28 protein-coding genes and 1 pseudogene are annotated in these 23,679 nt (G+C 63.7%); 14 read left to right on the top strand and 15 right to left on the bottom strand.

Features of this window, described 5'->3' with window-relative positions; translation table 11 throughout:
- Positions 1-171: 171 nt before the first annotated feature.
- On the bottom strand, positions 172-570 hold the full coding sequence (locus tag C2U70_RS05590; RefSeq protein ID WP_140976914.1) for an MAPEG family protein: 399 nt from the start codon (positions 568-570) through the stop codon (positions 172-174).
- Positions 571-634: 64 nt separating this feature from the next.
- The gene (locus C2U70_RS05585) at positions 635-2,440 is read right to left on the bottom strand and encodes a PHA/PHB synthase family protein (RefSeq protein ID WP_140976913.1); all 1,806 of its coding nucleotides are present in this window, start codon (positions 2,438-2,440) and stop codon (positions 635-637) included.
- A 228-nt stretch (positions 2,441-2,668) separates the two neighbouring features.
- Between C2U70_RS05585 and C2U70_RS05580 the strand changes: the two genes are divergently transcribed.
- From C2U70_RS05580 to C2U70_RS05560, 5 genes are all read left to right on the top strand, one after another.
- Positions 2,669-2,947, top strand: a complete 279-nt coding sequence (locus tag C2U70_RS05580) for a hypothetical protein (protein WP_140976912.1) — start codon at positions 2,669-2,671, stop codon at positions 2,945-2,947.
- A gap of 241 nt (positions 2,948-3,188) precedes the next feature.
- Positions 3,189-4,409, top strand: coding sequence for an LL-diaminopimelate aminotransferase (locus C2U70_RS05575; RefSeq protein ID WP_140976911.1), 1,221 nt, complete (start codon positions 3,189-3,191; stop codon positions 4,407-4,409).
- A gap of 26 nt (positions 4,410-4,435) precedes the next feature.
- Positions 4,436-5,752, top strand: a complete 1,317-nt coding sequence (locus C2U70_RS05570) for a homoserine dehydrogenase (protein WP_140976910.1) — start codon at positions 4,436-4,438, stop codon at positions 5,750-5,752.
- A 63-nt stretch (positions 5,753-5,815) separates the two neighbouring features.
- The gene (gene glpX, locus C2U70_RS05565) at positions 5,816-6,817 is read left to right on the top strand and encodes a class II fructose-bisphosphatase (protein ID WP_140976909.1); all 1,002 of its coding nucleotides are present in this window, start codon (positions 5,816-5,818) and stop codon (positions 6,815-6,817) included.
- Between the two features lie 150 nt (positions 6,818-6,967).
- Positions 6,968-7,687 (top strand): haloacid dehalogenase type II, encoded by a 720-nt coding sequence (locus C2U70_RS05560; RefSeq protein ID WP_140976908.1) that lies wholly within the window; start codon positions 6,968-6,970, stop codon positions 7,685-7,687.
- A 59-nt stretch (positions 7,688-7,746) separates the two neighbouring features.
- Here the strand turns inward: C2U70_RS05560 and C2U70_RS05555 are convergent, their stop codons facing one another.
- Positions 7,747-8,409 carry a nucleotide triphosphate diphosphatase NUDT15 gene (locus C2U70_RS05555; protein WP_246666667.1) on the bottom strand — a complete coding sequence of 221 codons (663 nt, stop codon included), beginning with the start codon at positions 8,407-8,409 and terminating at the stop codon, positions 7,747-7,749.
- Positions 8,410-8,767: 358 nt separating this feature from the next.
- On the opposite strand from C2U70_RS05555, the gene C2U70_RS33650 reads away from it, so the two are divergent.
- On the top strand, positions 8,768-8,899 hold the full coding sequence (locus tag C2U70_RS33650) for a hypothetical protein (protein ID WP_283810349.1): 132 nt from the start codon (positions 8,768-8,770) through the stop codon (positions 8,897-8,899).
- A gap of 44 nt (positions 8,900-8,943) precedes the next feature.
- A pseudogene (locus tag C2U70_RS05550) lies at positions 8,944-9,288 on the top strand (HAD-IA family hydrolase); the annotation flags it as partial.
- Positions 9,289-9,500: 212 nt separating this feature from the next.
- Here C2U70_RS05550 and C2U70_RS05545 read toward each other — a convergent pair.
- From C2U70_RS05545 to C2U70_RS05530, 4 genes are all read right to left on the bottom strand, one after another.
- A complete protein-coding gene (locus C2U70_RS05545; protein WP_140976907.1) occupies positions 9,501-10,229 on the bottom strand; it encodes an outer membrane protein in 729 nt (242 codons plus the stop codon).
- 217 nt (positions 10,230-10,446) lie between these two features.
- On the bottom strand, positions 10,447-10,827 hold the full coding sequence (locus C2U70_RS05540) for a nuclear transport factor 2 family protein (protein ID WP_140976906.1): 381 nt from the start codon (positions 10,825-10,827) through the stop codon (positions 10,447-10,449).
- Positions 10,828-10,869: 42 nt separating this feature from the next.
- Complete coding sequence (locus C2U70_RS05535; protein WP_140976905.1) at positions 10,870-11,769, bottom strand: SMP-30/gluconolactonase/LRE family protein; 900 nt, start codon at positions 11,767-11,769, stop codon at positions 10,870-10,872.
- 30 nt (positions 11,770-11,799) lie between these two features.
- The gene (locus C2U70_RS05530; RefSeq protein WP_140976904.1) at positions 11,800-12,459 is read right to left on the bottom strand and encodes a GntR family transcriptional regulator; all 660 of its coding nucleotides are present in this window, start codon (positions 12,457-12,459) and stop codon (positions 11,800-11,802) included.
- A gap of 221 nt (positions 12,460-12,680) precedes the next feature.
- On the opposite strand from C2U70_RS05530, the gene C2U70_RS05525 reads away from it, so the two are divergent.
- The 7 genes from C2U70_RS05525 (at position 12,681) to C2U70_RS05495 (ending at position 19,390) form a co-directional block, all read left to right on the top strand.
- A complete protein-coding gene (locus tag C2U70_RS05525) occupies positions 12,681-13,700 on the top strand; it encodes a TRAP transporter substrate-binding protein (protein ID WP_140976903.1) in 1,020 nt (339 codons plus the stop codon).
- Between the two features lie 91 nt (positions 13,701-13,791).
- Positions 13,792-14,301 carry a TRAP transporter small permease gene (locus C2U70_RS05520; protein WP_140976902.1) on the top strand — a complete coding sequence of 170 codons (510 nt, stop codon included), beginning with the start codon at positions 13,792-13,794 and terminating at the stop codon, positions 14,299-14,301.
- Positions 14,302-14,356: 55 nt separating this feature from the next.
- Positions 14,357-15,637: a TRAP transporter large permease gene (locus C2U70_RS05515; RefSeq protein WP_140976901.1), complete on the top strand. Its 1,281-nt coding sequence runs from the start codon at positions 14,357-14,359 to the stop codon at positions 15,635-15,637.
- Positions 15,638-15,679: 42 nt separating this feature from the next.
- Positions 15,680-16,171, top strand: coding sequence for a type II 3-dehydroquinate dehydratase (locus C2U70_RS05510; RefSeq protein ID WP_140976900.1), 492 nt, complete (start codon positions 15,680-15,682; stop codon positions 16,169-16,171).
- 13 nt (positions 16,172-16,184) lie between these two features.
- Positions 16,185-16,841, top strand: coding sequence for a hypothetical protein (locus tag C2U70_RS05505; RefSeq protein WP_140976899.1), 657 nt, complete (start codon positions 16,185-16,187; stop codon positions 16,839-16,841).
- Complete coding sequence (locus tag C2U70_RS05500) at positions 16,841-17,659, top strand: sugar phosphate isomerase/epimerase family protein (protein WP_140976898.1); 819 nt, start codon at positions 16,841-16,843, stop codon at positions 17,657-17,659. Before C2U70_RS05505 ends, C2U70_RS05500 begins: the two co-directional genes overlap by 1 nt.
- A gap of 12 nt (positions 17,660-17,671) precedes the next feature.
- Complete coding sequence (locus C2U70_RS05495) at positions 17,672-19,390, top strand: FAD-dependent oxidoreductase (RefSeq protein ID WP_140976897.1); 1,719 nt, start codon at positions 17,672-17,674, stop codon at positions 19,388-19,390.
- A 108-nt stretch (positions 19,391-19,498) separates the two neighbouring features.
- Here C2U70_RS05495 and C2U70_RS05490 read toward each other — a convergent pair whose 3' ends face one another.
- The 8 genes from C2U70_RS05490 to C2U70_RS05455 form a co-directional block, all read right to left on the bottom strand.
- Positions 19,499-19,813 (bottom strand): PilZ domain-containing protein, encoded by a 315-nt coding sequence (locus C2U70_RS05490; protein WP_140976896.1) that lies wholly within the window; start codon positions 19,811-19,813, stop codon positions 19,499-19,501.
- 170 nt (positions 19,814-19,983) lie between these two features.
- The gene (locus tag C2U70_RS05485; protein WP_140976895.1) at positions 19,984-20,346 is read right to left on the bottom strand and encodes an ArsR/SmtB family transcription factor; all 363 of its coding nucleotides are present in this window, start codon (positions 20,344-20,346) and stop codon (positions 19,984-19,986) included.
- Positions 20,346-21,008: an SRPBCC family protein gene (locus C2U70_RS05480; RefSeq protein ID WP_140976894.1), complete on the bottom strand. Its 663-nt coding sequence runs from the start codon at positions 21,006-21,008 to the stop codon at positions 20,346-20,348. The genes C2U70_RS05485 and C2U70_RS05480 overlap by 1 nt, the downstream gene beginning before the upstream one ends.
- Before the next feature lie 95 nt (positions 21,009-21,103).
- Positions 21,104-21,505, bottom strand: coding sequence for an arsenate reductase (glutaredoxin) (gene arsC / locus C2U70_RS05475; RefSeq protein WP_140976893.1), 402 nt, complete (start codon positions 21,503-21,505; stop codon positions 21,104-21,106).
- On the bottom strand, positions 21,502-22,203 hold the full coding sequence (locus C2U70_RS05470) for an aquaporin (protein ID WP_140976892.1): 702 nt from the start codon (positions 22,201-22,203) through the stop codon (positions 21,502-21,504). The genes arsC and C2U70_RS05470 overlap by 4 nt, the downstream gene beginning before the upstream one ends.
- Positions 22,203-22,730, bottom strand: coding sequence for an arsenate reductase ArsC (locus C2U70_RS05465; protein WP_140976891.1), 528 nt, complete (start codon positions 22,728-22,730; stop codon positions 22,203-22,205). Before C2U70_RS05465 ends, C2U70_RS05470 begins: the two co-directional genes overlap by 1 nt.
- On the bottom strand, positions 22,723-23,085 hold the full coding sequence (locus C2U70_RS05460; protein ID WP_140976890.1) for an ArsR/SmtB family transcription factor: 363 nt from the start codon (positions 23,083-23,085) through the stop codon (positions 22,723-22,725). Before C2U70_RS05460 ends, C2U70_RS05465 begins: the two co-directional genes overlap by 8 nt.
- Positions 23,086-23,148: 63 nt before the next feature.
- Positions 23,149-23,679 (bottom strand): DUF2306 domain-containing protein, encoded by a 531-nt coding sequence (locus C2U70_RS05455; protein ID WP_140976889.1) that lies wholly within the window; start codon positions 23,677-23,679, stop codon positions 23,149-23,151.

The following is a 23,679-nucleotide window of genomic DNA, read 5'->3' as shown; positions in this document are numbered from 1 at the left end:
CAGGCGGGTAAATTCGGGGCATTGCGCCTGGGCCTGGCCACAAAATCCGGCGAGCGCGATCATTGCGACCGCTGACAAAAGGGTCCGCATCGGAAAATCCTTCGCGTCGGTGTCCCAACCCACGCGACGATATCCCGGATCAAGGGGACGTGCAGCTCCCTTCGGGATGCCTCACAGCACCTTGAAGATCGCCAGCGCCAGCACGGCCTGCGCGAGGAAGCCGACGGTGAAGGCCAGCGTCCGAAACACCGGGATGCCCGCGGCGTAGACGATCAGATGCGCGACGCGCGACCAGAAATAGACGGCGCAGGCGAGCACGGTCCATTTCGTCGAATAGTCGATCGAATTGAGGATCAGCACCAGCGGCGCGAAGATCACGAGGTTCTCGACCGCGTTGTCATGCGCGAACATCAGCCGGTTCGCCCACTCCGCCTGCGGCTTGTCGTTGCGCGAGGGGTTGGCCATGGCGCCGGTGAGGCCACGCACCTGGCAGCGGTTGATGATGTAGGGGACCCAGAGGATGCCGGTCAAAATCACCGTCAGCGTCAGCCAGAACAATTCACGCGTCATGACCCGGTCCCCTCATTCATTCATCTTGGTGGGTTGAGCTTATACGAAAGTGGGCGCGATTGCGCTATGCGCGAACGCGGACGTAGCTGCCGGGCGCGTCCTCGATCGGGGGATAAGCCTCGCTGCCGACAATGCGCGCCGGCACCTCCTCGGAATCGACGCCGCTGAGCCATTGCCGCCAGTCCGGCCACCACGAACCCTTGTGCTCCTGCGCGCCCTTCATCCACTGGGCCACCGTGACGTCCTTGATGTCGTCGTTGGTCCAGTACTGGTACTTGTTCGAGGCGGGCGGGTTGACCACGCCTGCGATGTGGCCCGAGCCCGACAGCACGTATTTCACGGGGCCGCCGAAGAACTGCGAGCCGTACAGCACCGATTCCGCCGGCGCGATGTGGTCCTCGCGGGTTGCCAGGTTGTAGACGGGGACCTTGACCTTGGAGAGATCGAGCAGGGTGTTGTCGAGCACCATGGTGCCGGTGGAGAGCCGGTTCTCCAGATAGCAGTTGCGCAAATAATAAGAGTGGTTCGATGCGCTCATGCGGGTCGCGTCCGAATTCCAGTGCAGGAGGTCGAACGCGCTCGGTTGCTGGCCCTTCATGTAATTGCTGACGACGTATGACCAGATCAAATCGTTGGAGCGCAGCATGTTGAAGGCCATCGCCATCTTGGAGCCTTCGAGGACGCCTGCGGCCTTCATGTCGCGTTCGAGCGCGGAGATCTGGTTCTCGTCGACGAACACGAGTAGATCGCCGGCATGGGTGAAGTCGACCTGTGCCGCGAAGAACGTCGCCGACATCACGCGCTGGCGGCGCTTCTCGGCCAGCCAGGCCAGCGTCGTCGCGAGCATCGTGCCGCCGACGCAATAGCCGGCGGTGTGCACCTTCAGCTCACCGGTGACCTTCTCGATCACGTCCATCGCGGTGAGCGGGCCCTCCTTCATGTAGTCTTCCCAGCTCTTGTTGCCGAGAGACTTGTCGGGATTGACCCAGGAGATCACGAACACGGTGATGCCCTGGTCGACGCACCATTTGATGTAGGATTTTTCCGGCTTGAGATCGAGGATGTAGAACTTGTTGATCCAGGGCGGCACGATCAGGAGCGGCGTGCGCAGCACCTTCTCCGTGGTCGGCGAATACTGGATGAGCTGCATCATCTCGTTCTGGAAGATCACCTTGCCAGGTGTCGTCGCCATGTTGACGCCGAGCTCGAGATTGTCCGGATTGGACTGGCGGATCTTCAGCGTGCCCTTGCCGGCTGCGATGTCCTCCGCGAGCATCTTCAAGCCGCGCGCCAGATTGTCGCCGTTCGATGCAACGGTTTCGCGCAGCACTTCCGGGTTGGTCAGCACGAAGTTCGACGGCGACAGCGCGTTGGTGACCTGCTGCATGTAGAACTCCGCCTTGCGGCGGGTATGCGGATCGAGACCGTCGGCATCCTGCACCAGCTCATGGGCGCGCTTGGTGGTGAGCAGATAGAGCTGCTTCATGAAGTCGAAGAACTGGTTCGACTTCCACTCCGGATCGGCAAACCGCTTGTCGCGCGGCGAGGCGTCGATCGCGGGCGCGACCTGCTCGCCGGCCATGCGGCGTGCGGCGGTGCCCCAGAGGTCGAGATAATCCTTGGCGAGCCGCGTCTGCAGCTCGGAGGCGCGGGCATTGTCCGACAGCCAGTATTCGGCGACCGCAGTGAAGGTCTTGACCATCTCGGTCAGTTCGGGCGGCGGGCGGTCCTGCACGGCGGCGCCGTCGCGCGGCTGCAAAATGGCGGCGAGCGCCTTGCCCCCGTTCTCCATCGCCCGCGCGACATTCATCGCGAAGGCTTCAGCATCGAACTTGGTCTCGGTCGGCTTGTCGGTCGTCACGGTACTCATGGCGAAAACACTACAGATTCATTCCGCGTTCGTCACCGCGAAGCTCGCATCGTCCTGCTTAATTGCTATCCAAGATGTGTTGCACTGCGACAAAGTTTCCTGGTTCTGTCACATTGAAGCCGCAACGGCGGGCTTCGTTGATCGGGCGCGGGTCATTGGGGGCGACAATGCTCCGCGCAGCGAGTAGTCTCGGCCCGCCGTGGGTTGGGACGAGCAGGGGATTTCCCAGTGTTGGCGTTGACGGACCGGCAATGGACGCGGCTTGCGCTCGGCGCGCTGCTGGCGGCGGCGTTCGCGCTTGGCGGATGCTCGAGCCAGATCGCCGACCTGACGCCATCCGACACCCAGCCGCGCCCGCGAGAGGCCGGCACCTATCTCCCGGTTCATGACCTGCCGCCCGCCCGTGACGAGGCCGGCGCGATTTCGCCCGAGCAGCGCGCCAAGATCGAAGCCGAGCTGATGGCCGCCCGCGACCGCCAGGCAACGGCTGCCAAGGACGCCAAATAGAGAGCGCCGGATAACCTCCGCCAAGGTAATCGCTGGCGTGCCCGCGCGACCGTGCTACAACACACCAATTCAACTGAAAGTCAGGGCAGGGGATCTGATCCGATCTCTCCCGAAATTGCTCTAAGTCGTTGATTTGGAGTGAATTTCTGGTGGCGACGGAAGTCCTTTGAAAGGCCGGGAATGGCCTTTGCGATTCTGCCCCAGCCGGTTGCTCGGAGCTCACGAACCGAAGTCTGGACCCATGGAAGAATTTTACCGCATCCGCCGTCTGCCGCCTTACGTTTTCGAACAGGTCAACCGGGCCAAGGCGGCCGCGCGGAATGCCGGCGCCGACATCATCGACCTCGGTATGGGCAACCCGGACCTGCCGGCCCCGGCGCATGTGCTGGAGAAGCTGAAGGAGACGCTGGGCAAGCCGCGCACCGACCGCTACTCGGCTTCCCGCGGCATCAACGGTCTGCGCAAGGCCCAGGCCGCCTATTACGGCCGCCGCTTCGGGGTGAAGCTCAACCCTGACACCCAGATCGTCGCGACGCTCGGTTCCAAGGAAGGCTTTGCCAACGTGGCCCAGGCGATCACCGCGCCGGGCGACGTCATCCTGTGCCCGAACCCGAGCTATCCGATTCACGCCTTCGGCTTTTTGATGGCAGGCGGCGTGATCCGCTCGGTGCCGTCGGAACCGACGCCGCAATTCTTCGAGGCCGTGGAACGCGCGATCGTGCATTCGATCCCGAAGCCGTTGGCGCTCGTTGTCTGCTATCCCTCGAATCCGACCGCCTATGTCGCGAGCCTCGACTTCTACAAGGACCTCGTGGCCTTCGCGAAGAAGCACGAGATCCTGATCCTGTCCGATCTCGCCTATGCGGAAGTTTATTTCGACGAGAACAACCCGCCGCCCTCGGTGCTGCAGGTGCCCGGCGCGATCGACGTCGCCGTCGAGTTCACCTCGATGTCGAAGACCTATTCGATGGCCGGTTGGCGCATGGGCTTTGCGGTCGGCAACGAGCGCGTGATCGCGGCGCTCGCGCGCGTCAAATCTTACCTCGACTACGGCGCGTTCACGCCGATCCAGGTCGCGGCCACGGCCGCGCTGAACGGCCCCGACGACTGCATCAAGGAGATGCGCGACACCTATCGCAAGCGTCGCGATGCGCTGGTGGAGTCGTTCGGCCGCGCCGGCTGGGAGATCCCGCCGCCGGAGGCCTCGATGTTCGCCTGGGTGCCGCTGCCGGATGCGTTCCGCAGCGTCGGCAGCATGCAGTTCGCGACCCTGATGGTGGAGAAGTCCGGCGTCGCGGTGTCGCCCGGCGTCGGCTTCGGCGAGCATGGTGAAGGATTTGTCCGCATCGCCATGGTGGAAAACGAGCAGCGTATCCGGCAGGCCGCACGCGGCGTGCGCCGCTTCCTTGAAAGCGGCATCGAAACGTTGCACAACGTCGTTCCGCTCGCCAATCGGCGTTAGTTCCTTCCGGCAGGTTTTCTTAAAGTATGGTCGCACCCCTGAAAGTGGGTATCGCGGGGCTCGGCACCGTTGGCGCCGAAGTTATCCGTCTCATTGAATCCCAGGCCCGCGTGCTCTCGGGCCGCAGCGGCCGCGGCATCCGCGTCGTCGCCGTCACCGCACGCTCCAAGGCCAAGAAGCGCGGCGTCGATCTGCGCGGCGTCGAATGGGTCAAGGATCCGTTGACGCTCGCCACCCATCCCGGCATCGATTGCTTCGTCGAGCTGATGGGCGGCTCCGGCGATCCCGCATTGTCCGCCGTCGAAGCGGCGCTGAAGGCCGGCAAGTCGGTCGTCACTGCCAACAAGGCGCTGCTCGCCAGGCACGGGCTGAAGCTCGCCAAGGCTGCCGAAAACCATGGCGGCGCGCTGAACTTCGAGGCAGCGGTCGGCGCCGCGATCCCCGTCATCAAGACGTTGCGCGAGGGCCTGGCTGCCACCGGCATCAACCGCGTCTACGGCATCCTCAACGGCACCTGCAATTACATCCTGACCCGGATGGAGCAGGAGGGCCTGTCGTTCGCCGAATGCCTGAAGGACGCGCAGCGGCTCGGCTATGCCGAGGCCAATCCGTCCTTCGACGTCGACGGCCATGACACCGCGCAGAAGCTCGCGATCCTGGCGAGCCTCGCCTTCGGCACGAAAGTTGCCCAAAGCGCCGTGTATGTCGAAGGTATCTCCTCCATCGCGCCGGAAGATTTGCGCGCGGCCGACGATCTCGGTTACCGCCTCAAGCTGCTCGGCGTTGCCGTGCGCACCGCCAAGGGTATCGAGCAGCGCGTGCATCCGACCATGGTTCCAAAATCCTCCTCGATCGCGCAGGTGATGGGTGTCACCAACGCGGTCACGATCGACGGCGAGGGCATTCCGCCGATCACGCTGGTCGGCCCCGGTGCCGGCGGGGCGGCGACTGCGTCAGCCGTGGTGGCCGATATCGCCGACGTCGCGCGCGGCATCCGCGCAAAGCCGTTCGGGCGCCCCGTCGCACAGCTCCGCGACACCAAGAAGGCGCCGATGGAACGGCATGAGGGCGGCTACTATATCCGCCTTTTGGCGCGCGATTTCCCGGGTACGGCGGCCGCGATCGCGACCCGGCTCGCCGAGCAGAAGATTTCGATCGAATCCATCGTTCAGCGCCATCCCAATAATGGTGCTGCGCCCGCCAACGGCAAAGCTTCTCCCGTGCCCGTCATTCTGATTACCTATGCGACCCATGAGGACGCCGTGCGCCGCGCGCTGGCCGCCGTGCAGAAGGACAAGGTGATCAGCGGACGGCCGCAGGTGATACGAATCGAGAAGAACTAGCGCGATTGAACCGATTGCGCGCAACGCGAATTAAAGCGCTGACTTGTTTTGAAGGAGTGTGACATGTCGACCCATATTTCAGTCCCGCCGCAGGCCTTGCTCGAGCGCATTCTGACGCTGGAGATCGTGCGCGTGACGGAACGTGCGGCGGTATCGTCGGCGCGGCTGCGCGGGCACGGCAACGAGAAGGCGGCAGACCAGGCCGCCGTGGACGCGATGCGCCGCGAGCTCAACAAGCTCCCGATCGAAGGCACCATCGTGATCGGCGAGGGCGAGCGCGACGAGGCGCCCATGCTGTTCATCGGCGAGAAGGTCGGCATGAACGCAGGTCCGCAGGTCGACATCGCGGTCGACCCGCTCGAAGGCACCACGCTCTGCGCCAAGAACATGCCGGGCTCGATCGCCACCATGGCGATGGCCGATGGCGGCACGCTGCTGCACGCGCCCGACGTCTACATGCAGAAGCTCGCGATCGGCCCCGGCTACGCCAAGGGCGTGGTCGAGCTCGACGCTTCGCCGGCCGACAACGTCCGCCGCCTCGCGAAGGCCAAGGGCGTCGCCCCTGACGGGATCACCGTGCTGGTGCTCGACCGTCCGCGCCATGCCAGCATCATCGAGAGTGTGCGCTCGACGGGTGCAGCGGTGCGCCTCATCACCGACGGCGACGTCGCCGGCGTGATCCACTGCGCCGACCCCGACAACACCGGCGTCGACATGTATCTCGGCACCGGCGGCGCGCCCGAGGGCGTGCTGGCTGCGGTCGCGCTGCGTTGCATCGGCGGCCAGATGCAGTGCCGGCTGATCCTTGATTCCGGCGAGAAGGTCGAGCGCGCCGCCAAGATGGGCGTCAACGATCCCAAGATGATCTACGGGATCGAAGACATGGCCCGCGGCGACTGCCTGTTCGCGGCGACCGGCGTCACCACCGGCTCGCTGCTCTCGGGCGTCAAGTTCCGCAAGGACGGCGTGATCGAGACCGAGACGGTCGTGATGCGTTCTGTCACCGGCACCGTGCGCTACATCAAGGCCGAGCACCGCGAACTCGCGAAGTTCCATCTCGATTGATCTGTCATTCCGGGGCGACGGGACCGCGCGAAGCGCGGCCCAGAGAACCCGGAATCCATCGGGCGGCAGAGTCCGATGGTGAAATGGATTCCGGGCTCGATGCTTCGCATCGCCCCGGAATGACAACAAGAACAATCAGAGGAAGCTCCCATGTCCGACCTGTCCTCCGTCAAAGCCCTCGTCTTCGACGTGTTCGGCACCGTCGTCGACTGGCGCACCAGTCTGATCACCGACTTCATGTGGTGGAGCAGACAGCGCGGCATCACCGCCGACTGGACCGCGCTCGTTGACGGCTGGCGCGGCATGTACATGGCGTCCATGGACGACGTGCGCCAGCATCCCGAGCGCGGCTATGTCATCCTCGACGTTCTGCACCGTCGCTCGCTGGACAAGCTCGTCGAAAAGTTTGCAATCAAGGGCCTCACCGAGGTCGACCTCGACCATCTTACCAAGGGCTGGCATCGCCTCAATCCCTGGCCGGACAGCGTCGCCGGCCTGACGCGGCTGAAGACGAAATTCGTGATCTCGCCGCTCTCGAACGGCAATGTCGCCCTGCTCACCAACATGGCGAAGTTCGCAGGGTTGCCCTGGGACCTCGTGATGTCGGCGGAGCTGTTCGAGCACTATAAGCCCGACCCCGAAACCTATCTCGGCGCCGCGCGTCTCCTCGGCTTGAAGCCCGAGGAGGTCATGATGGTCGCCGCCCACAACGGCGATCTCGCTGCCGCCCAGAAGAACGGCCTCAAAACCGCCTTCGTCGCGCGCCCGACCGAATACGGCCCGTTGCAAAAGGTGGACTTTGAAGCCACCGGCAATTGGGACATCGTCGCCAAGGATTTTGGCGGCATTGCCGACAAGCTGGGGTGCTAGACCGAAGGATGGGTCTTGCGAAGAGCTCAACCCATCCGGGCTGCTCTTAGGACTGACAGTCACTCCCTATGGAGCCGCGCTCCCGCGTAAGCCAGATCGACCGGCGCGCCCGAGGAGCCCGTCGCAAAGTAGCGCTCGACCATGTGTCGATCGGCCGGAAATGCAAATGCCGGCAGTTCTCCTCCGAGCGAAAACCACCCCAAGCGGTCGACGTCATCGCCGGCGCGCATCACGCCGCCGCGGATCTCGGCGAGTAACGCAATTGCAAGCGTATGAATGTCCGGGCGCAGGAAGTTGGATGCGACACTGAGCAGTCCGGTGATCTCGACGTCGAGCCCGGTCTCCTCCTTCACCTCGCGTCGGCCTGCGGTCAGGAAGTCTTCGTGATAATCCATGTAGCCGCAGGGCAGGCACCATTTGCCGCCCTCGAAGGTATCAGGCTTCCGCCGGCACAGAAGAAACCTGTCGCCGTCGACGATGAGGACCGCGACGATCGGAACCGGGTTTCGATAAAGCACGAAGTCGCAGTTGATCCTGGAGCATTTCCTCTCGGCCTCCCGGCCCGGTGCAAGCAGGGCTGATCCGCATGCCGGGCAGAACGTCCAGCTCTGCTTCGGCGCCAAGTCGTTGGGCGCCAGGTCCTTGGACGCCAGGTCGCGATCATAGGCGGTAAAGACTTGGCGGGCTTGCATCGAAGACCTCGTCAGCGCGCAAAGATGCAACAACCTATGCGAGAGACGTGCGACGCACAATCGCCCTTGCGCATCTAACCCATGCGCTGGACGAAGTGTCTGCGCGAAAAGGCAGGCTCGAAAGGATCGGCGAAATATTGGGTTTCGTGGCGGTAGATCTCATACTCCATCTCGAAATTGCTCGCGTCGGAAGCAGTCCAATAACGCTCGGGCGCCGACCTCGCGACCAACACGGTCGCCTCCTACCTTGGTCCCATATGCCCGGCCACACTTCCGGGGCTCAATTTGCTCTCGTCGCCTCCGCATTCGCAGAACGCCGGATGGCGCATGCGTGATGTCGGACGTTGTGTCAGCGGCCGCGCCCACAATGGAAGATCTGAGGTGCAAGATGGCCATGCTGTATTTGCCCGCACTGATCCTCGATACGGTTCTGAGCGCATTTGAACTGTTCATCAACTCGTCGGAGCCGCCCGTGCCGAGGCGCAATCCCGGCAAGCCGACCGTGATCATTCTGGAATAATGCATGCGCCGCAACTTCGCGGCCGCGCGCGAACAAGACCGGGCTCGCCGCTTTCGAACGGCAATGTCGCGCTGCTCACCAACATGGCGAAGTTCGCAGGGTTGCCCTGGGACCTCGTGATGTCGGCGGAGCTGTTCGAGCACTATAAGCCCGATGCCGAAACCTATCTCGGCGCCGCGCGTCTCCTGGGCTTGAAGCCCGAGGAAGTCATGATGGTCGCCGCCCACAACGGCGATCTCGCTGCCGCCCAGAAGAACGGCCTCAAGACCGCCTTCGTCGCGCGCCCGACCGAATACGGCCCGCTGCAGAAGGTGGACTTTGACGCCACCGGCAATTGGGACATCGTCGCGAAGGATTTTGGCGGGATCGCCGACCGGCTGGGATGTTAGAGCGCGATGAGTTCAGGTCGAACCGTCATCGCGCTTTGGCTCCTTGTCTGAGCAAGATCTCCGCGCAAACGCGTGCCGCGTTTGTCGCGCGGGAAAGTCGCTGCGCACTTTTCCGGAACATGCTTGAGCGCGGGCGACACATCGAAGGTCGCCCGCGCGACGTCCCGGCAAACCCCGCGGACGCCGCCAGGGCTTCACGCAATCGATCGGGTTCAGTACTTGGCGACGACGGGACCGCCGAAGAAATAGTTCACGCCCACGCGGACGGTATGGAAGGCGTCGTCTGCGGTGTTGAGATTCCGCGTGGTCGCGAAATTGACGCCCGTGGGATCGTACAAATCGTTCCGGCGCAGGTTGATGTATTGGTACTCGGCCTTCACCGACCAGGACGGCGTGAACTTGTACTCGAGGCCCGCGCCCGCAACGTAGCCGGTCGCGGTGCTGTTGTAGGTGAAATCGGTGGGAACGCCGCCGGTTGTGTACTTGTTCAGGCCGCCATAGGCGAAACCGCCGGTCGCGTAGAACAGTGCGTCTTGCACGGCGAAGCCGAGCCGCCCCCGCACGGTTCCGAACCAGTTCAACTTGTAGAACTGCGAACGTCCCCCGGTTGAGATGCCGCTGTCGGTGATGTTGCTGCCCTCGATATCCGTCTCCAGGCCGACGACGACGCTGTTGAACTGCCAGTTGTAGCCAAGCTGCCCGCCGCCGAAGCCGCCCTTTGGCGCCACACCGTTGAACACGCCGACATTGTTGTAGGAGAGCAGGCTGTCGTCCACGCTCCACGCGTAACCGCCATTCGCACCCAGGTAAAAGCCGGCCCAGTTATTGACCGGCGCTGCAACCGGTGGTGCCTTGGCGTAAGTGCGGGGCGCCATGTCGGCGGCCATCGCCGAGGTGCCGAAGATAACTGCAATGCCAAGAGCAGCGACGAACCGCTTCATCGAATGTCTCCGTCAAAATCAATTGTCCCTGCGTTCTTATAGAGCATTGCGGCCGGTCAGGCTGTTGCGCCGACGTCACAGATCGCCTCGCAAAGCTGGACAACGCCGCGCGATGGGCAGCCAACAACGGTAATCGGGTCTGTTGGAGTCCGAGCGAAAACCGTCCCGGCGGATCGGCATCATCGCCGGCCCGCATCACGCTGTCGCGGAATCGTTTCTAGCCCATGTGCTCGACAAGATGCGCGCGAGAGGGCCCGGGCTCGAACGGATCGGCAAAGTATTGGGTTTCGTGCGCCACGCGTCCGTCGCGAAATTCCATGATGCTGACCGCGTAGGAGGGGATGCCGTCATAGGCCAGCACGAATTCCGTGATCCAGAGATTGCCGCTGCCGATCATGCGTCGGACCGCAAAGCGCTTCTTGTTCGGCTGCAGGAAGCGGCTCGCCTGAATGTTTCGCCGGCCGCGTATCCGCTCGCCGGATTGCGGATATTCCAGCACGGCATCGTCGTGGTAGATCTCGTGCTCGCTCTCGAAATCGCTTGCATCCGAGGCGCTCCAATGGCGCTCCAGCGCCAGCCGCAGGGTTCGGTCGTCCATCTCGATCTCCCACTTTCGTGGTGCCGGCATACGATACCGGTCTCAGACTATATGGCCGAAGCGATGTTCGGGAAGCCCCTGCGCGATGCCGTGAATGGCGAGGAGATGACCTGCCTGCGGTTCCAAATCCAGTTGCTCGCGCGCCAGGAACTTTCGCGCCGTCGTCACGAACATCGTCTTCAGATCGTCGCCGCCGAAGCAGACGCAGGTCGGATTGGTCACCGGCAACGAGATAATCGTGTCGATCTCGCCATCCGGCCGATAGCGCACCACGCGGCCATGCGAGAAGAACGCCGTCCAGAGGCCGCCTTGATTATCGACGCAGGCGCCGTCCGGTCGTTGCTGCGCGGCCCGGTAATCCGCAAACAGCTGCCTGTTGGAAATCGTGCCGTCATCGAGATCGAAGTCGAACCGCCAGGTGCAATAACGCCGCGTATCCGTGAAATAGAGCGTGCGGTTGTCGGGTGAGAACGCGATGCCGTTGCTGACGATGACGTCGTCGAACAGGCGCGTCACCCCTCCGTCTCCGTCCACGCGATACAGCGATCCGTTCGGACGATGGAGCTGGTTGTCCATGGTGCCGATCCACAGGCGGCCGCGCGCGTCCACACGCCCGTCGTTGAGGCGGTTGTCGAGGCCGGCTTCGACCTCACAGAGCTGCCCCAGGAGGTCGCCATCGGGCGCGCGACGATGGATGGTCAGATCGCGCGCGAGCAGGTGGGAGCCGTCCGCAGTCAGAGCCTGGCTGCCGAGGAAATGGCAGTCATAGGAGCGGACCTCGTGCGCGCCCGTCGCGGGGTCAAGGGATTGATGCAGGTGCCCGTCGATGTCGACCCACCACAGCTTTCGGGAGCGGTCGCACCACAGCGGCGTCTCGCCGAGAATGTCGGCAGACGCAACCGCGGTCTCGACCTTGTGCGGGGGGATCGTGTTCGGCGTCATCCCAAAATCCGATTCCAGCCGCGCAAGCGATCAGCCGTCATTCCAGGAGGAGAGGGCGTAGGCGACGCAGCCATTGATGTGCTCGGTGAGCACGGCTCTCGCGCGCGTGATGTCGCGCGTCAGCGCGCAGTCCAGCAGCGCCTTGTGCTGGTTGACCGTCTCCGAGCCGCGATAGCGCAGCGCATAGCGGAAATATTTGTCGAACACGACGGCGTGGGCGTGCATCAACTCGCGCGAGCCGCAGCTCGAGATCAGCGCCTGGTGGAACTCGCCGTCATAGCGCTTGCGCAATTCGGGGTCGTCGCCTTCCGTGCGGATGGTGCGTTCGGTCGCCGCCAGCTTGTGATGCGCCGACACCACGCGGCCCTCCCACTCGACATCGCCGGCACGGAACGACTCGGTCATCGCGTGGTGTTCGAGCAGGATGCGCAAGTCCGCGAGCTCGCGCAGGTTCTGGATCGAGACCGGCGCCACCTCAAAACCGCGCTGGCCTTCGGCCACCACAAATCCTTCCGACGCGAGCCGGTTGAGGATCTCGCGCAGCGTCGAGATGCTGACGCCGTAATCCTCCTTCATCGCATCGAGCTTGAGGCGCACCGACGGCGTCAGCACGCCAAAGATGATGTCGGACCTGATGCGCTGATAGCCGCTGTCGCCCGCCGACAGGGGCCGTCCCTCCAGTGACGTCATGCCTTTTCGATCCCTTGGTCGGCCCGGCGCCATGGGCGGCCGAACCATCAATGATGCCAGCAATATAGCAGAGACGTTCGTCCTATGTATGCGAAAATATCATATGAAATTGTAATCCTCATTTGACTTGGAAATATATGTATGATTTTTGGTTAAGCTGAGGGTGCTGAAAATAATGGCTTAAGCCGCCGTTCGTGCCCGATCGAACAGGGAGGTAACAAATGAGCTTGTTGGTACGGGCGCTGTCTGCGACGGCGATCTTCGTGGCGCTGACGGTCGGCGCATCGGCCGCTGACGATGTTCAGGAGCGGACGATCAGGTGGGGCCACCTGAACAACACCGATCACCCCGTAAGCATGGGCGTGAAAAAATTCGCCGAGATCCTGCTGGCGAAGAGCGACGGCAAGATGAAGGTCCGCGAGTTTCCGGCCTCCCAGCTCGGCAACGAGCTGCAGCAGCAGTCCGCGCTGCGCGGCGGCACCCAGGAAATGCTGTCGGCCTCGACGACGTCGCTGGCGACCGTCGTTCCCGAATTCGGGCTGATCGACTTCCCGTTCCTCTTCAACACGGTCGAGCAGGCCGATGCGCTCGGCACCGGCGCCTACGGCAAGGCGATGATCGACACGCTGCCGTCGAAGGGGCTGGTCGCGCTCGGCTATTGGGGCCTGGGCTTCCGCAACGTCACCAACAGCACACGCCCGATCACGAAGCTCGAGGATTTCAGCGGCCTCAAGCTGCGCGTGATTCCGAACCCCGTCTATCTCGAGACCTTCGGCGCGTTCAAAGCCAATCCGGTCCCGATGGCGTTCGGCGAACTGTATTCGGCGCTGGAGACGCGCACCGTGGACGGGCAGGAGAATCCCTACACGGTGATCCTCTCCAACAAATTCTACGAGGTGCAGAAATACGTCTCGGCCACCAACCACACCTTCACGCTCAACATCATCCTGGTGAGCAAGGCGTTCTGGGACAAGCTGTCGCCGACCGAGCAGAAGCTGATGCGCGAGGCCTATGAGGAGAGCCGCGGCTACCAGAAAGACCAGACGCGCGTCCAGACCGAGAAGGCGCTTGCCGAATTGCAGGCCAAGGGCATGCAGTTCAACACGATTGCGCCTGAAGAGACCGACCGTTTGCGCAAGGCGGCCCAGCCCGTCGTCGACAAGATTTCGGCCAATCTGCGTCCGGAGACGGTAAAACTCTTCAACGAAGAGATCGAGCGCATCCGCAAGGATGTGAAGTAGCAGACCTTCGTCGTGACGCAGACGGCGGAGCCGGCCCATCGGGGGCCATGGGCCGGCTCTCGCCCTTCATTTGCCTGGACGGCTCGCTCACATGGCGCGATTTCTCGATCTCTATTGCTCGCTTCTCAAGGCCGTCATTGCCGCCTGTCTCCTGGTCATGGTGGTGCTAGTCTTCGGCAACGTGGTCTTGCGTTACGGCTTCAACTCCGGCATCGCGATCTCGGAGGAGCTGTCGCGCTGGCTGCTGGTCTGGCTGACCTTCCTCGGCGCCATCGTCGCGTTGCGCGGGCACGCCCATCTCGGCGTCGATACCCTGGTCCGCATGCTTCCGGCCACCGGCAAGCGAATCTGCTTCATCATCAACTACTGCCTGATGCTGTTCGCCGACTGGCTGCTGCTCTCGGGAAGCTGGCGCCAGACCATCATCAACCTGGGGGATCGGGCGCCGGCCACCGGTCTTTCGATGGCCATCTTCTACGCTGTCGGCGTGATCTTCGGCGTCTCCGCCGGGGTCATCCTGCTCTACGACCTGTACCGGGTGATCAGCGGGCAGGCGAGCGAAGACGATCTGGTGGCGGTCCGGGAATCGGAGGAGGTCTGATGTCCTCTGCCACAACAGCGCTCATGTCCTCCCTCCGCGCCATCAAGGTCACGCCATGACGATCGCCGTCTTCACCTTCTCGCTGCTCGGCGCCATGGCGCTGGGCATGCCGATCGCCTTCGCGCTGATCGTCTGCGGCGTCGCGCTGATGAGCACGATCGACATGTTCGATTCCCAGATCGTGGCGCAGAACGTGATCAACGGGGCGGACTCCTTTCCGCTGATGGCCATTCCCTTCTTCATGCTCGCCGGCGAGATCATGAACAAGGGTGGGCTTGCCAAGCGCATCGTCAACGTCGCCCTCGTCGCGGTCGGGCATTTCCGCGGCGGGCTTGGCTATGTCACGATCCTGGCCTCCTGCATCCTGGCATCGCTCTCGGGCTCTGCTGCCGCGGATGCCGCCGCACTCGCAGCCCTGCTGGTGCCGATGATGGTGGCGGCCGGCCACAAGAAGAAATATGCGGCCGGGCTGGTTGCGGCCGGCGGCATCATCGCGCCCGTCATTCCGCCCAGCATCGGGTTCGTGATCTTCGGCGTCGCCGCCGGCGTGTCGATCTCAAAACTGTTTCTGGCGGGCATCGTGCCGGGGCTGCTGCTGGGCGCCGGCCTCTGCATCGCGTGGTGGTGGGTGGTGCGGCTGGAGAACCTGACGCCGCCACCGCGGGCGTCGATGAAGGAGGTCCTGACGGCCGTGGTCGATGGCTTCTGGGCCTTGATGCTGCCCGTCATCATCATCGTCGGCCTTCGCTTCGGCATCTTTACCCCGACCGAGGCCGCCGTCGTCGTCGCCGTCTACTCGCTGTTCGTTGCGACCTGCATCTACCGGGAATTGAAGCCGTCTCAGCTCTACGACGTCTTCGTCTCCTCCGCCGTGACGACGAGCGTGGTCATGTTCCTGGTGGCCGCGGCGCTGGTGTCGTCCTGGCTGATCACGGTCTCCGAAATCTCGGCCCAGGTCGTCACCCTGCTAAAACCCTTCATGGGCAACCAGACGCTCCTGATGCTGGCGATCATGGTCGTCGTGGTGATCGTGGGCACCGCGCTCGACATGACGCCGACGATCCTCATTCTCACGCCGATCCTGATGCCGATCATCAAGGCGGCCGGCATCGATCCCGTCTATTTCGGCGTCCTCTTCATCATCAATAACGCCATCGGCCTGATCACGCCGCCGGTCGGCATCGTGCTCAACGTCGTCTGCGGCGTCTCCAGGATCAGCATGGAGGACATCATCAAGGGCGTCTGGCCGTTCATGATCGCGCAACTGATTGTGCTGTTTGCCATGGTACTGTTCCCGGGACTGGTGACGGTCCCGGCCAAATGGTTCGGCGGCTGATTGCCCCGCGTCGCGTCAGGAAGAACGGAAGGGAAGGGCGAAATGGCCGCAAGGATCATGATCCTCAATGGACCCAATCTCAATTTCCTCGGCATCCGCGAGCCGCACATCTACGGCACGACGACGCTGAAGCAGATCGAGGACAGTTGCCAGGCGCTGGCCAACCAGCTCGGCATATCTGTTACCTTCCATCAGTCCAACATGGAAGGCGAGCTCGTCAGCCTGATCCAGTCCGCTCACGGCAAGGCGGATGCGATCATCATGAACCCCGCGGCCTATTCCTTCACCTCGATCGCCCTGATCGACGCGCTGAAGATCTTTGACGGTATCAAGATCGAGGTCCACATCTCGAATATCCACGCGCGCGACGAGCTGCACCGCCACTCCATCACCTCGAGTGCCTGCACCTCCGTCATTTGCGGCATGGGCCCGTACGGCTATCTCGCCGCGATGTTGGCGGTCGTGCAGAAGCTCGGACAATTGCCTGCAACGATCCCGGCGGCGCTGCACGGGATCCCGGTGGGAAAAGCGTAAGCAGGAGGGTGGGATGCGCGGAGCGGGATTTCTCGCCATCTGGAGCGACGTCGAAACGTCCGACCTGACCGACTATCGGCACTGGCTGACGCGCGAGCACACGACCGAGCGCGTCACGACCAAGGGGTTCCTGGCGTCGCGCGTGTTCCGCGCCGCGCGGGACGACGTCAACCGCTTCTTCATCCTCTACGAGTTGGAGGCGCCCGAAGTGCTCGACGGCGAGGCCTATCTGGCGCGCCTCAACGCACCGACGCCGTGGTCGCAGCGCATCATGCCGAAGCTCGGCAATTTCATCCGCGGCGGTGGCGTCATGGCCGCGCGCGCCGGGCGCGGCGAGGGCGCCACGATCGCGGCGCTGCGGATTGAAAAGCTTCCCGATGATCGCGGGCAGTTGGCGAATGCGCTGGTGGCATGCGACGGCATCGCCGCCGTGCAGATCGGCGTAACCGACGAGGCGCGCACGTCGGTGCGGACGGCGGAAAAGGGCATGCGGAGGAACGAGGGGTTTTTCGCAGGCCTCCTGTTGATCGAGGCGCTCGATGTCGCCGCGCTGCGATCGGCCTTGCGCAAGGCCGACGAAATCGCGCCTGACGTCCTGGCGCTGGCGAGCGAGCCGGAGATCTATCAGGCGATGTTCGCGCTCGACGCGCGCATTGCGGATTTCGAGTGATGTCTGGTTTTTCGCTGGCCGCATTGACCGTGCTCGATCTCGCACCGCCCGCGATGATCGAGGTCGCGGCCCGCGTCGGCTACGGCAAGGTCGGCCTCAGGCTGCTGCCGGCAACGCCTGATGGCATTGCCTATCGCCTGATGGACGACGAACCGCTGCTCCGGGAGACGCTGGGGCGGATGCAGGCCACGGGCGTGACGGTTGCCGATCTCGAAGTCGTTGCCTTCAGGCCGGACACGGACGTCGCCGCATTCACCCCGTTCTTCGAAGCAGGCGCGCGGCTCGGCGCCAAGCACATTCTCGTTGCGGCCTACGATCCCGATCTGGCGCGGTTCTCCGATCGCTACCGGCAGTTTTGCGAGGCCGCGGCGAGATATGGCCTGACATCCGATCTCGAATTCATGCCCTGGACCAGCGTTCCCGACCTGAGGACCGCCATGCGCATCGTCGACGAGGTCGATCATCCCTGCGCCGGCATTTTGGTCGACGCGCTGCATTTCGACCGGTCGCGAAGCTCGCTTGCGGATATCGGCACCATCCCGGCAAAACGCCTGCACTACTGGCAGATCTGCGACGGCCCGGCCGAGCGCCCGGCGACGACGGAGGCGCTCATCCATGCCGCACGCGAGGAACGGATGCTTCCGGGCGAGGGCGGTATCGACCTCATTGGCCTGGCGCGTGCATTGCCTGATGACCTAACGATCAGCATCGAGGTCCCGACCGTTCAACTGGCAAAAACCGTTGACGCACAGACCCGGGCGCGCCGCGCGCTGGAGGCGGCGAAAGCCGTCGTCGCGAGGGCGCGCAGGTCGGCGTAAGGGGGCTCGCCGATGCCGGACGTCGATCGCGCCTTCGATATCGAGACCGATCTCCTGGTGATCGGTGCCGGCGCGGCCGGCATGACCGCCGCGCTGGTCGGCGCCCTCGAAGGCTTGCAGGTCACCCTCTGCGAAAAGTCCGATGTGGTCGGCGGCACCACCGCGACGTCAGCCGGGACCGTCTGGATCCCCGGCAGCCGGCAGAGCCAGCGTGCGGGCACGCCTGACACGCTCGAAACGGCCAAAACCTATCTCGCCGCGATCCTCGGCGCGCACGCGACCGACGAGCGCCTGGAGACGTTCCTCAAAGCCGGTCCGATCGTGCTCGATTATCTCGAGCAGAAGACGAGCGTGCAGTTCGCCGCGCCGCCTGTGCATCCCGATTACAAGAACCTGCCGGGCGCCTCGATCGGTGGCCGCGCCCTCGGCGCCAAGCCCTATGACGGCCGCAAGCTCGGCGCAGACTTCGGTCGCATCCGGCCGCCGCGCCGGGAGTTCATGGTTCTCGGTGGCATGATGGTCGGAAAGACCGACATCCCGGCGCTGCTCGCTCCGTTCCGCACCTGGACGAACTTCACGCATGTCCTCGGCCTTCTCGCCCGGCATGCGCTGGATCGCACCAGCTACCGGCGCGGGACGCGTCTGCTGATGGGCAACGCACTCGTCGCACGGCTGTTTGCCGATATCATCGGCGCCGGCGTCGACCTGCGGTTCGAGACAGCGCTCCGCGAGCTCGTCCGCGAGGGCGATGCGGTCATCGGCGCCGTTCTCAAGACTTCGGCCGGAGAGCTGGCGGTCCGCACCCGCAAGGGCGTCGTGCTGGCCACGGGTGGCATCGGCTGGAGCAGCGAGCTTCGCGAAAGACTGTTTCCGGATGCCGCGCGCCGCTATTCGCTCGCACCGCCGTCCAACAGCGGCGACGGCATTTTGGCAGGCGAACGTGCCGATGCCGTCATCACGCGCGATCTCGAAAGCCCGGGCCTCTGGATGCCCGTCTCGGTCATGACGCAGGACGACGGCCATGTCGCGGTCTTCCCCCACATCATGCTCGACCGCGCCAAGCCGGGACTGCTTGCGGTCAACAAGTCGGGCCGCCGCTTCGTCAACGAAGCCGATTCCTACCATGACTTCGTCGCCGCGATGCTGCGCTCGAACGCCTTGGCCGCGTCAACGGCGCCGGCGCATCTGGTCTGCGATCGCAGCTTCATCAGGGATTTTGGCATCGGGCTGGTTCATCCCGGCACCAGGAATCTGGAGCGGTTCCTTCAGGCCAAATATCTCATCGAAGGCGAGACGATCGAGGCGCTCGCAAAAAAGATCGGCGTCGATGGCGACGAGCTCCCCCAGACAATCGCGCGCTACAACCGCTACGCCGAGACCGGCGTGGACGAAGACTTTGGCCGCGGCTCCAGCGAACTCAACCGCTTCAACGGCGACCCCGACACGAAGCCCAACCCCTGCCTGCGCTCCGTCGGCCCCGGCCCATACTACGCCGTGGCGGTCTGGCCATCCGATCTCGCCAGCAGCGCCGGCTTGCGCACGGATGCCGCGGCGCGCGTGCTGGCCCGCGACGGGACAGTCATCCCGGGCCTGTATGCCGTCGGCACCGACGCCTCCTCGATCTTCCGCGGCACCTATCCGGGACCCGGCACGATGATCGGCCCGGCCATCGTGTTTGGCTGGTGCGCGGCGATGGATGCTGCGGGAGGCTTGCGCACGTATCTCGGCTAGGCGTCGCGAAAAGGCCCCGCCGAAGCGAGGCCTGCCGACTTACCGTGTGTTGTTCCCTCGCGGAGAATAAAGAATCGCGCCAGCGCCATCGCGGCGTAACCACCAGCGCTACTTCACCAGGGTTTCACCGCGGCGAGCCCGCTTGCCTGCCCGTCCGCGATTGAAGAATTGGACCCCCACGAATTCACCGTTCACCCAGGAGAGTTCGCAATGCCGGTAGGCAAGGCCGGTCTCCGAGAGCACGAGGAAGAACTCCTTTTGAATATCCGTGATCGAACCATCGACTACCAACTTTGCGCTCGTCTCGGATACATCGTGGATCTTGCACGCGCGTTGCCACGTTCCGTCGATCGCCATCAAGCGCGCCTCGAGAGGCCGCTCGAATACGACGCGCTTGCCATCCTGTTCTGGTGCTTCACTCATGAATCCACCCCGGCTTCAGGAGCAGGGCTAAAAGGCTAAGCGCAGAAAATTGATACTTGGTGAATGCAGCGGCCCCGGCCACAATGGAATTCCCAGGGCGTCGGAACCTCGTTGCTGCTGTCTCGCTGAACGGTTCGAACGCAGCGAGGGAGGTTCTCGTTCCCTGCAACTCAGGCGCGCTTTCCTCCGTGCCGTGCCATAGGTGCCTTCCGCCGCTGGCGCTTGCCTCGGGCGATTTCCGTTGCCAGTGCATCCAGCTTCGGCTCCCAAAAATCGCGGAACCGGGCCACCCATTCGTTGACGACCAGGAATCCCGCAGGATCGATCGAATATAGCCGCCGCTGCGCGTCGGGCCGGACTTTTGCAAATCCGGCCTCGCGCAAGACTTTCAGATGCTGCGATACCGCAGCCTGCGTGATGCCGAACTCGGCGCCGATCGCGTTCACGACATCGCCGGAGGCGATCTCGCCTCGAGCGAGCAATTCGACAATGCGCCGGCGAACCGGATCGCCAAGAACATCGAAATGATGCATCAGCTCCCCGTACCCGGATGCGCGATGTCTGGCGGCGGTTCGCCGCGGAAGAATGCGATCGTGCGGTCCGAGCGCTCCTTGGCCGAAGCCGGATCTTCTCCGCTGGCCACATGCGCCGCACGCCAGCGCTCGCCGCTCTCACCCATGAAGTCCTTGCCGTTCGCCGAGCCCATCCAGGCCATGGCCTCCGCCTGATCGACCGCCGCCCGCGACGCCAGATGTAGCTCGAGCCCGGCAAGCGCGAGGTCCCAGCCGATGCCGACTGCGCCGGGGCCGAACTGCTTCCAATGGTCCTCGATGATCGCCGTGTGCTCAAGGGTCAATCTGGCCTGCGCGCCCACGGCAGCCACACTCACATCGATCCAGCTTACGCCGCCGCCGAATTCCCAGGTCGCGGCAAAATGCTTTGGCGGCGTGCAGGCGGTGATCGTTCCGCCGGCATTACCTTTGAGCTGGTACCTGCCGCCCAGCTTCAGCTCGCCCTCGACAGGGAGGAACCAGCGCGGAATACGCTCGGCGCTCGTCACGGCATCCCAGAGATCGTCGACATCGGTATCGTAGAGGCGACTCAGCGTCACCGTGCTCGCAGGCTTGCCGTCTTTTTCGAAGTTTTTCACCGCGCGCGTGACCAGGCCGAGCACCTTTGCGACGTCGAATTCCATGCGCATTCTCCCAACGGCTATCGGGAGTAATTTAAGTTATTACTTATATAAGTCAATACTTGATATTCGAGTGCGTCAAATGCAGCCGCGGAACCCTACCTGGCTTCGACGATCTCGCCGTCTTCCTTGACGAAGCGGCCCACGGGACCATCCAGCAGGTCGATCACGTCTTCCGAGGGCCGGCACAGGCGCACGCCCTTTGGTGTGACCACGATCGGACGGTTGATGAGGATGGGATGCGCCAACATAAAATCCAGCAGCTCGTCGTCGGTCCATTTGGGATCGCCCAAACCCAGGTCCTTGTACGGCGTTCCCTTCTCGCGCAGCAGCGCGCGGGGCGTGATCCCCATTGCGGCGATCAACTCTCTCAGCTTCTCGCGCGATGGTGGCGTCTTGAGGTATTCGATGACGACGGGCTCGACGCCGCTCTGGCGGATCATCGCGAGCGTGTTGCGCGAGGTTCCGCAAGCCGGATTGTGATAGATCGTGACGCTCATGATCGGGTCTCCGCAATGGCGACGGAGTCGCGCGCATCGGCACGCCCCAGCAGCCAGTTCATCAGCACCATGCCGGCGATCGCCCCGCAAAACTCCGCGAGAATGAAGCCGGGAAGGTCAGCCGGCCGAATGCCGGAAAAGCTGTTCGTCAGCGAGCGCGCAATCGCGACCGCCGGATTGGCAAATGAGGTCGACGCGGTGAACCAGTACGCAGCGGTGATGTAGAGCCCGACCAGCCAGGGAACGGCCGCGCGCTGAAAGCGAATGCCGGCAAGGATGGTAGCGACCAGTCCGAAGGCGGCGACGGCTTCTGCGAACCATTGCGCTCCGCCGGTCCGGACCTTCATCGACAGCTCGATCAGGGGGAGCGCAAACATCAGGTGGGCCACCATCGTTCCGATCGCGCCGCCGGCGATCTGGGCGATGATGTAGAGGACGGCCTCGTTCACCGGCAACTCCCGCCTGCCGGTGAAGACCAGCGTCACGGCTGGGTTGAAATGCGCACCCGAGATCGGGCCGAACACGGTGATCAGGACGACCAGGATGGCCCCGGTCGGCAAGGTATTGCAGAGAAGCGCAAGCGCGACATCCTTGGTCAGCGTTTCCGCCATGATGCCGGAGCCGACGACAGTGGCGACCAGAATGGCCGTGCCGAGGGCCTCGGCCGCCAGCCGTCGCGGAAGGTCGAAAATATCCATTAGCCGGCCTTCGGCGCGGGGCGTGTCGCACCATCGGAGCGGCCGATCTCCCGCAGCCTGGTGCCAAGCGAAAGCTGGTCGATGCTTCGGAGCGGCAGGCTGACGAAGGTGTCGATCCGATTCTTGAGGTAGCGGAACGCGGTGACAAACGCCGCCTGCTTCTCCAGATCGGTGCCTTCGGCGGAGGCGGGGTCCTCGATCCCCCAATGTGCGGTCATCGGCTGTCCCGGCCAGATCGGACAGGCCTCGCCGGCCGCGTTGTCGCAAACAGTGAAGACGAAATCCATCACCGGCGCATCGGGCGCAGCGAACTCGAGCCAGCTCTTCGAACGCATCCCGTCGGCGGGATAGTCCATGCTTTCCAGCGTGCGCAGCGCCAGCGGGTGGACCGCGCCTTTCGGGGTGCTGCCGGCGGAGAAAGACTGAAATCGGCCGGCGCCGTCCTTGCGCAGGATCGACTCGGCGAGGATCGAGCGCGCCGAATTGCCGGTGCACAGGAAGAGCACGTTGTAGATCTGATCAGGCACGGACGCGCCCCTTTCGTTTTGGAGTGCAACGGCTTTGGAGGCTCTCGACGACAGGCGCGCAAACCTCCGGCCGCCCGCCGCAGCAATCTCTCAGCAGGAAGACCGCGACGTCGCGGAATTCGGCGAGGTTGGCGCGATACACGATCGAGCGGCTGTGCCGCTCGGACGTCACGAGGCGCGCCCGCGTCAGGATCGACAGATGGGCCGACAGGGTGTTCGACGGCACCTCCAGCAGGCGCGCAAGGTCGCCCGCCGCAAGCCCATCGGGCTCGTGCCTGACCAGCGTCCGGAACGCCTCCAGACGGGTCGATTGGGACAGCGCGGCGAGCGCGAGAACGGCTTCTTCAGTTTCCATATATCCAGATTTATGGAATTATGAGAAGCCCGTCAATATGAAATCGAGAGAGGCCGCCTCGCGTCAGAGACCATGGCGAGTTGGCGCCAATGGTGGCCAGAGAAGCGCGCGAACCAGCAGCGGAAGGCCGATCGCGAACGGTACCAACCAATACGTGAAGTGAGGCAGATCCTTCCAAACCGGAAGCTGCTTTCCGTTGTCGACGTAGAAGGCAACCAGCATCAGAATATACGACAGACCCATCCCCGCGATATGGCAGCGGAGCCAATGCCACCAGCGCCGGCGCAGCGCAGCGCGCCCGAGCCAGGCACAGGTGAATGACAATGCGCCGAGAACGAACAGGTGACTGTTTTCGGTCCAGCGCAAGAGCGACAGCAACGTTGCCGAGGCGAAGAGCCCCAGCAGGCACCAGAAATAGGTCGTTCCAAGCATCGAATGATATCCGCGACGTTTCTGACTCAACATCGCGATTGCGCCGATCGTAACGCAGGCAAGACCCAGGGGAATATGCACCCCGAAGACCACCGCCAGAAAGAACGGGTTGGACGACGGGACTTCGATGCCCGCCACGATGGTCGTTTCTCCGCCTGTCAT

This window comes from Bradyrhizobium guangdongense (assembly GCF_006483445.1).
Lineage (GTDB): Bacteria > Pseudomonadota > Alphaproteobacteria > Rhizobiales > Xanthobacteraceae > Bradyrhizobium > Bradyrhizobium guangdongense_A.
This window is presented reverse-complemented; position numbering and strand designations above follow the sequence as displayed.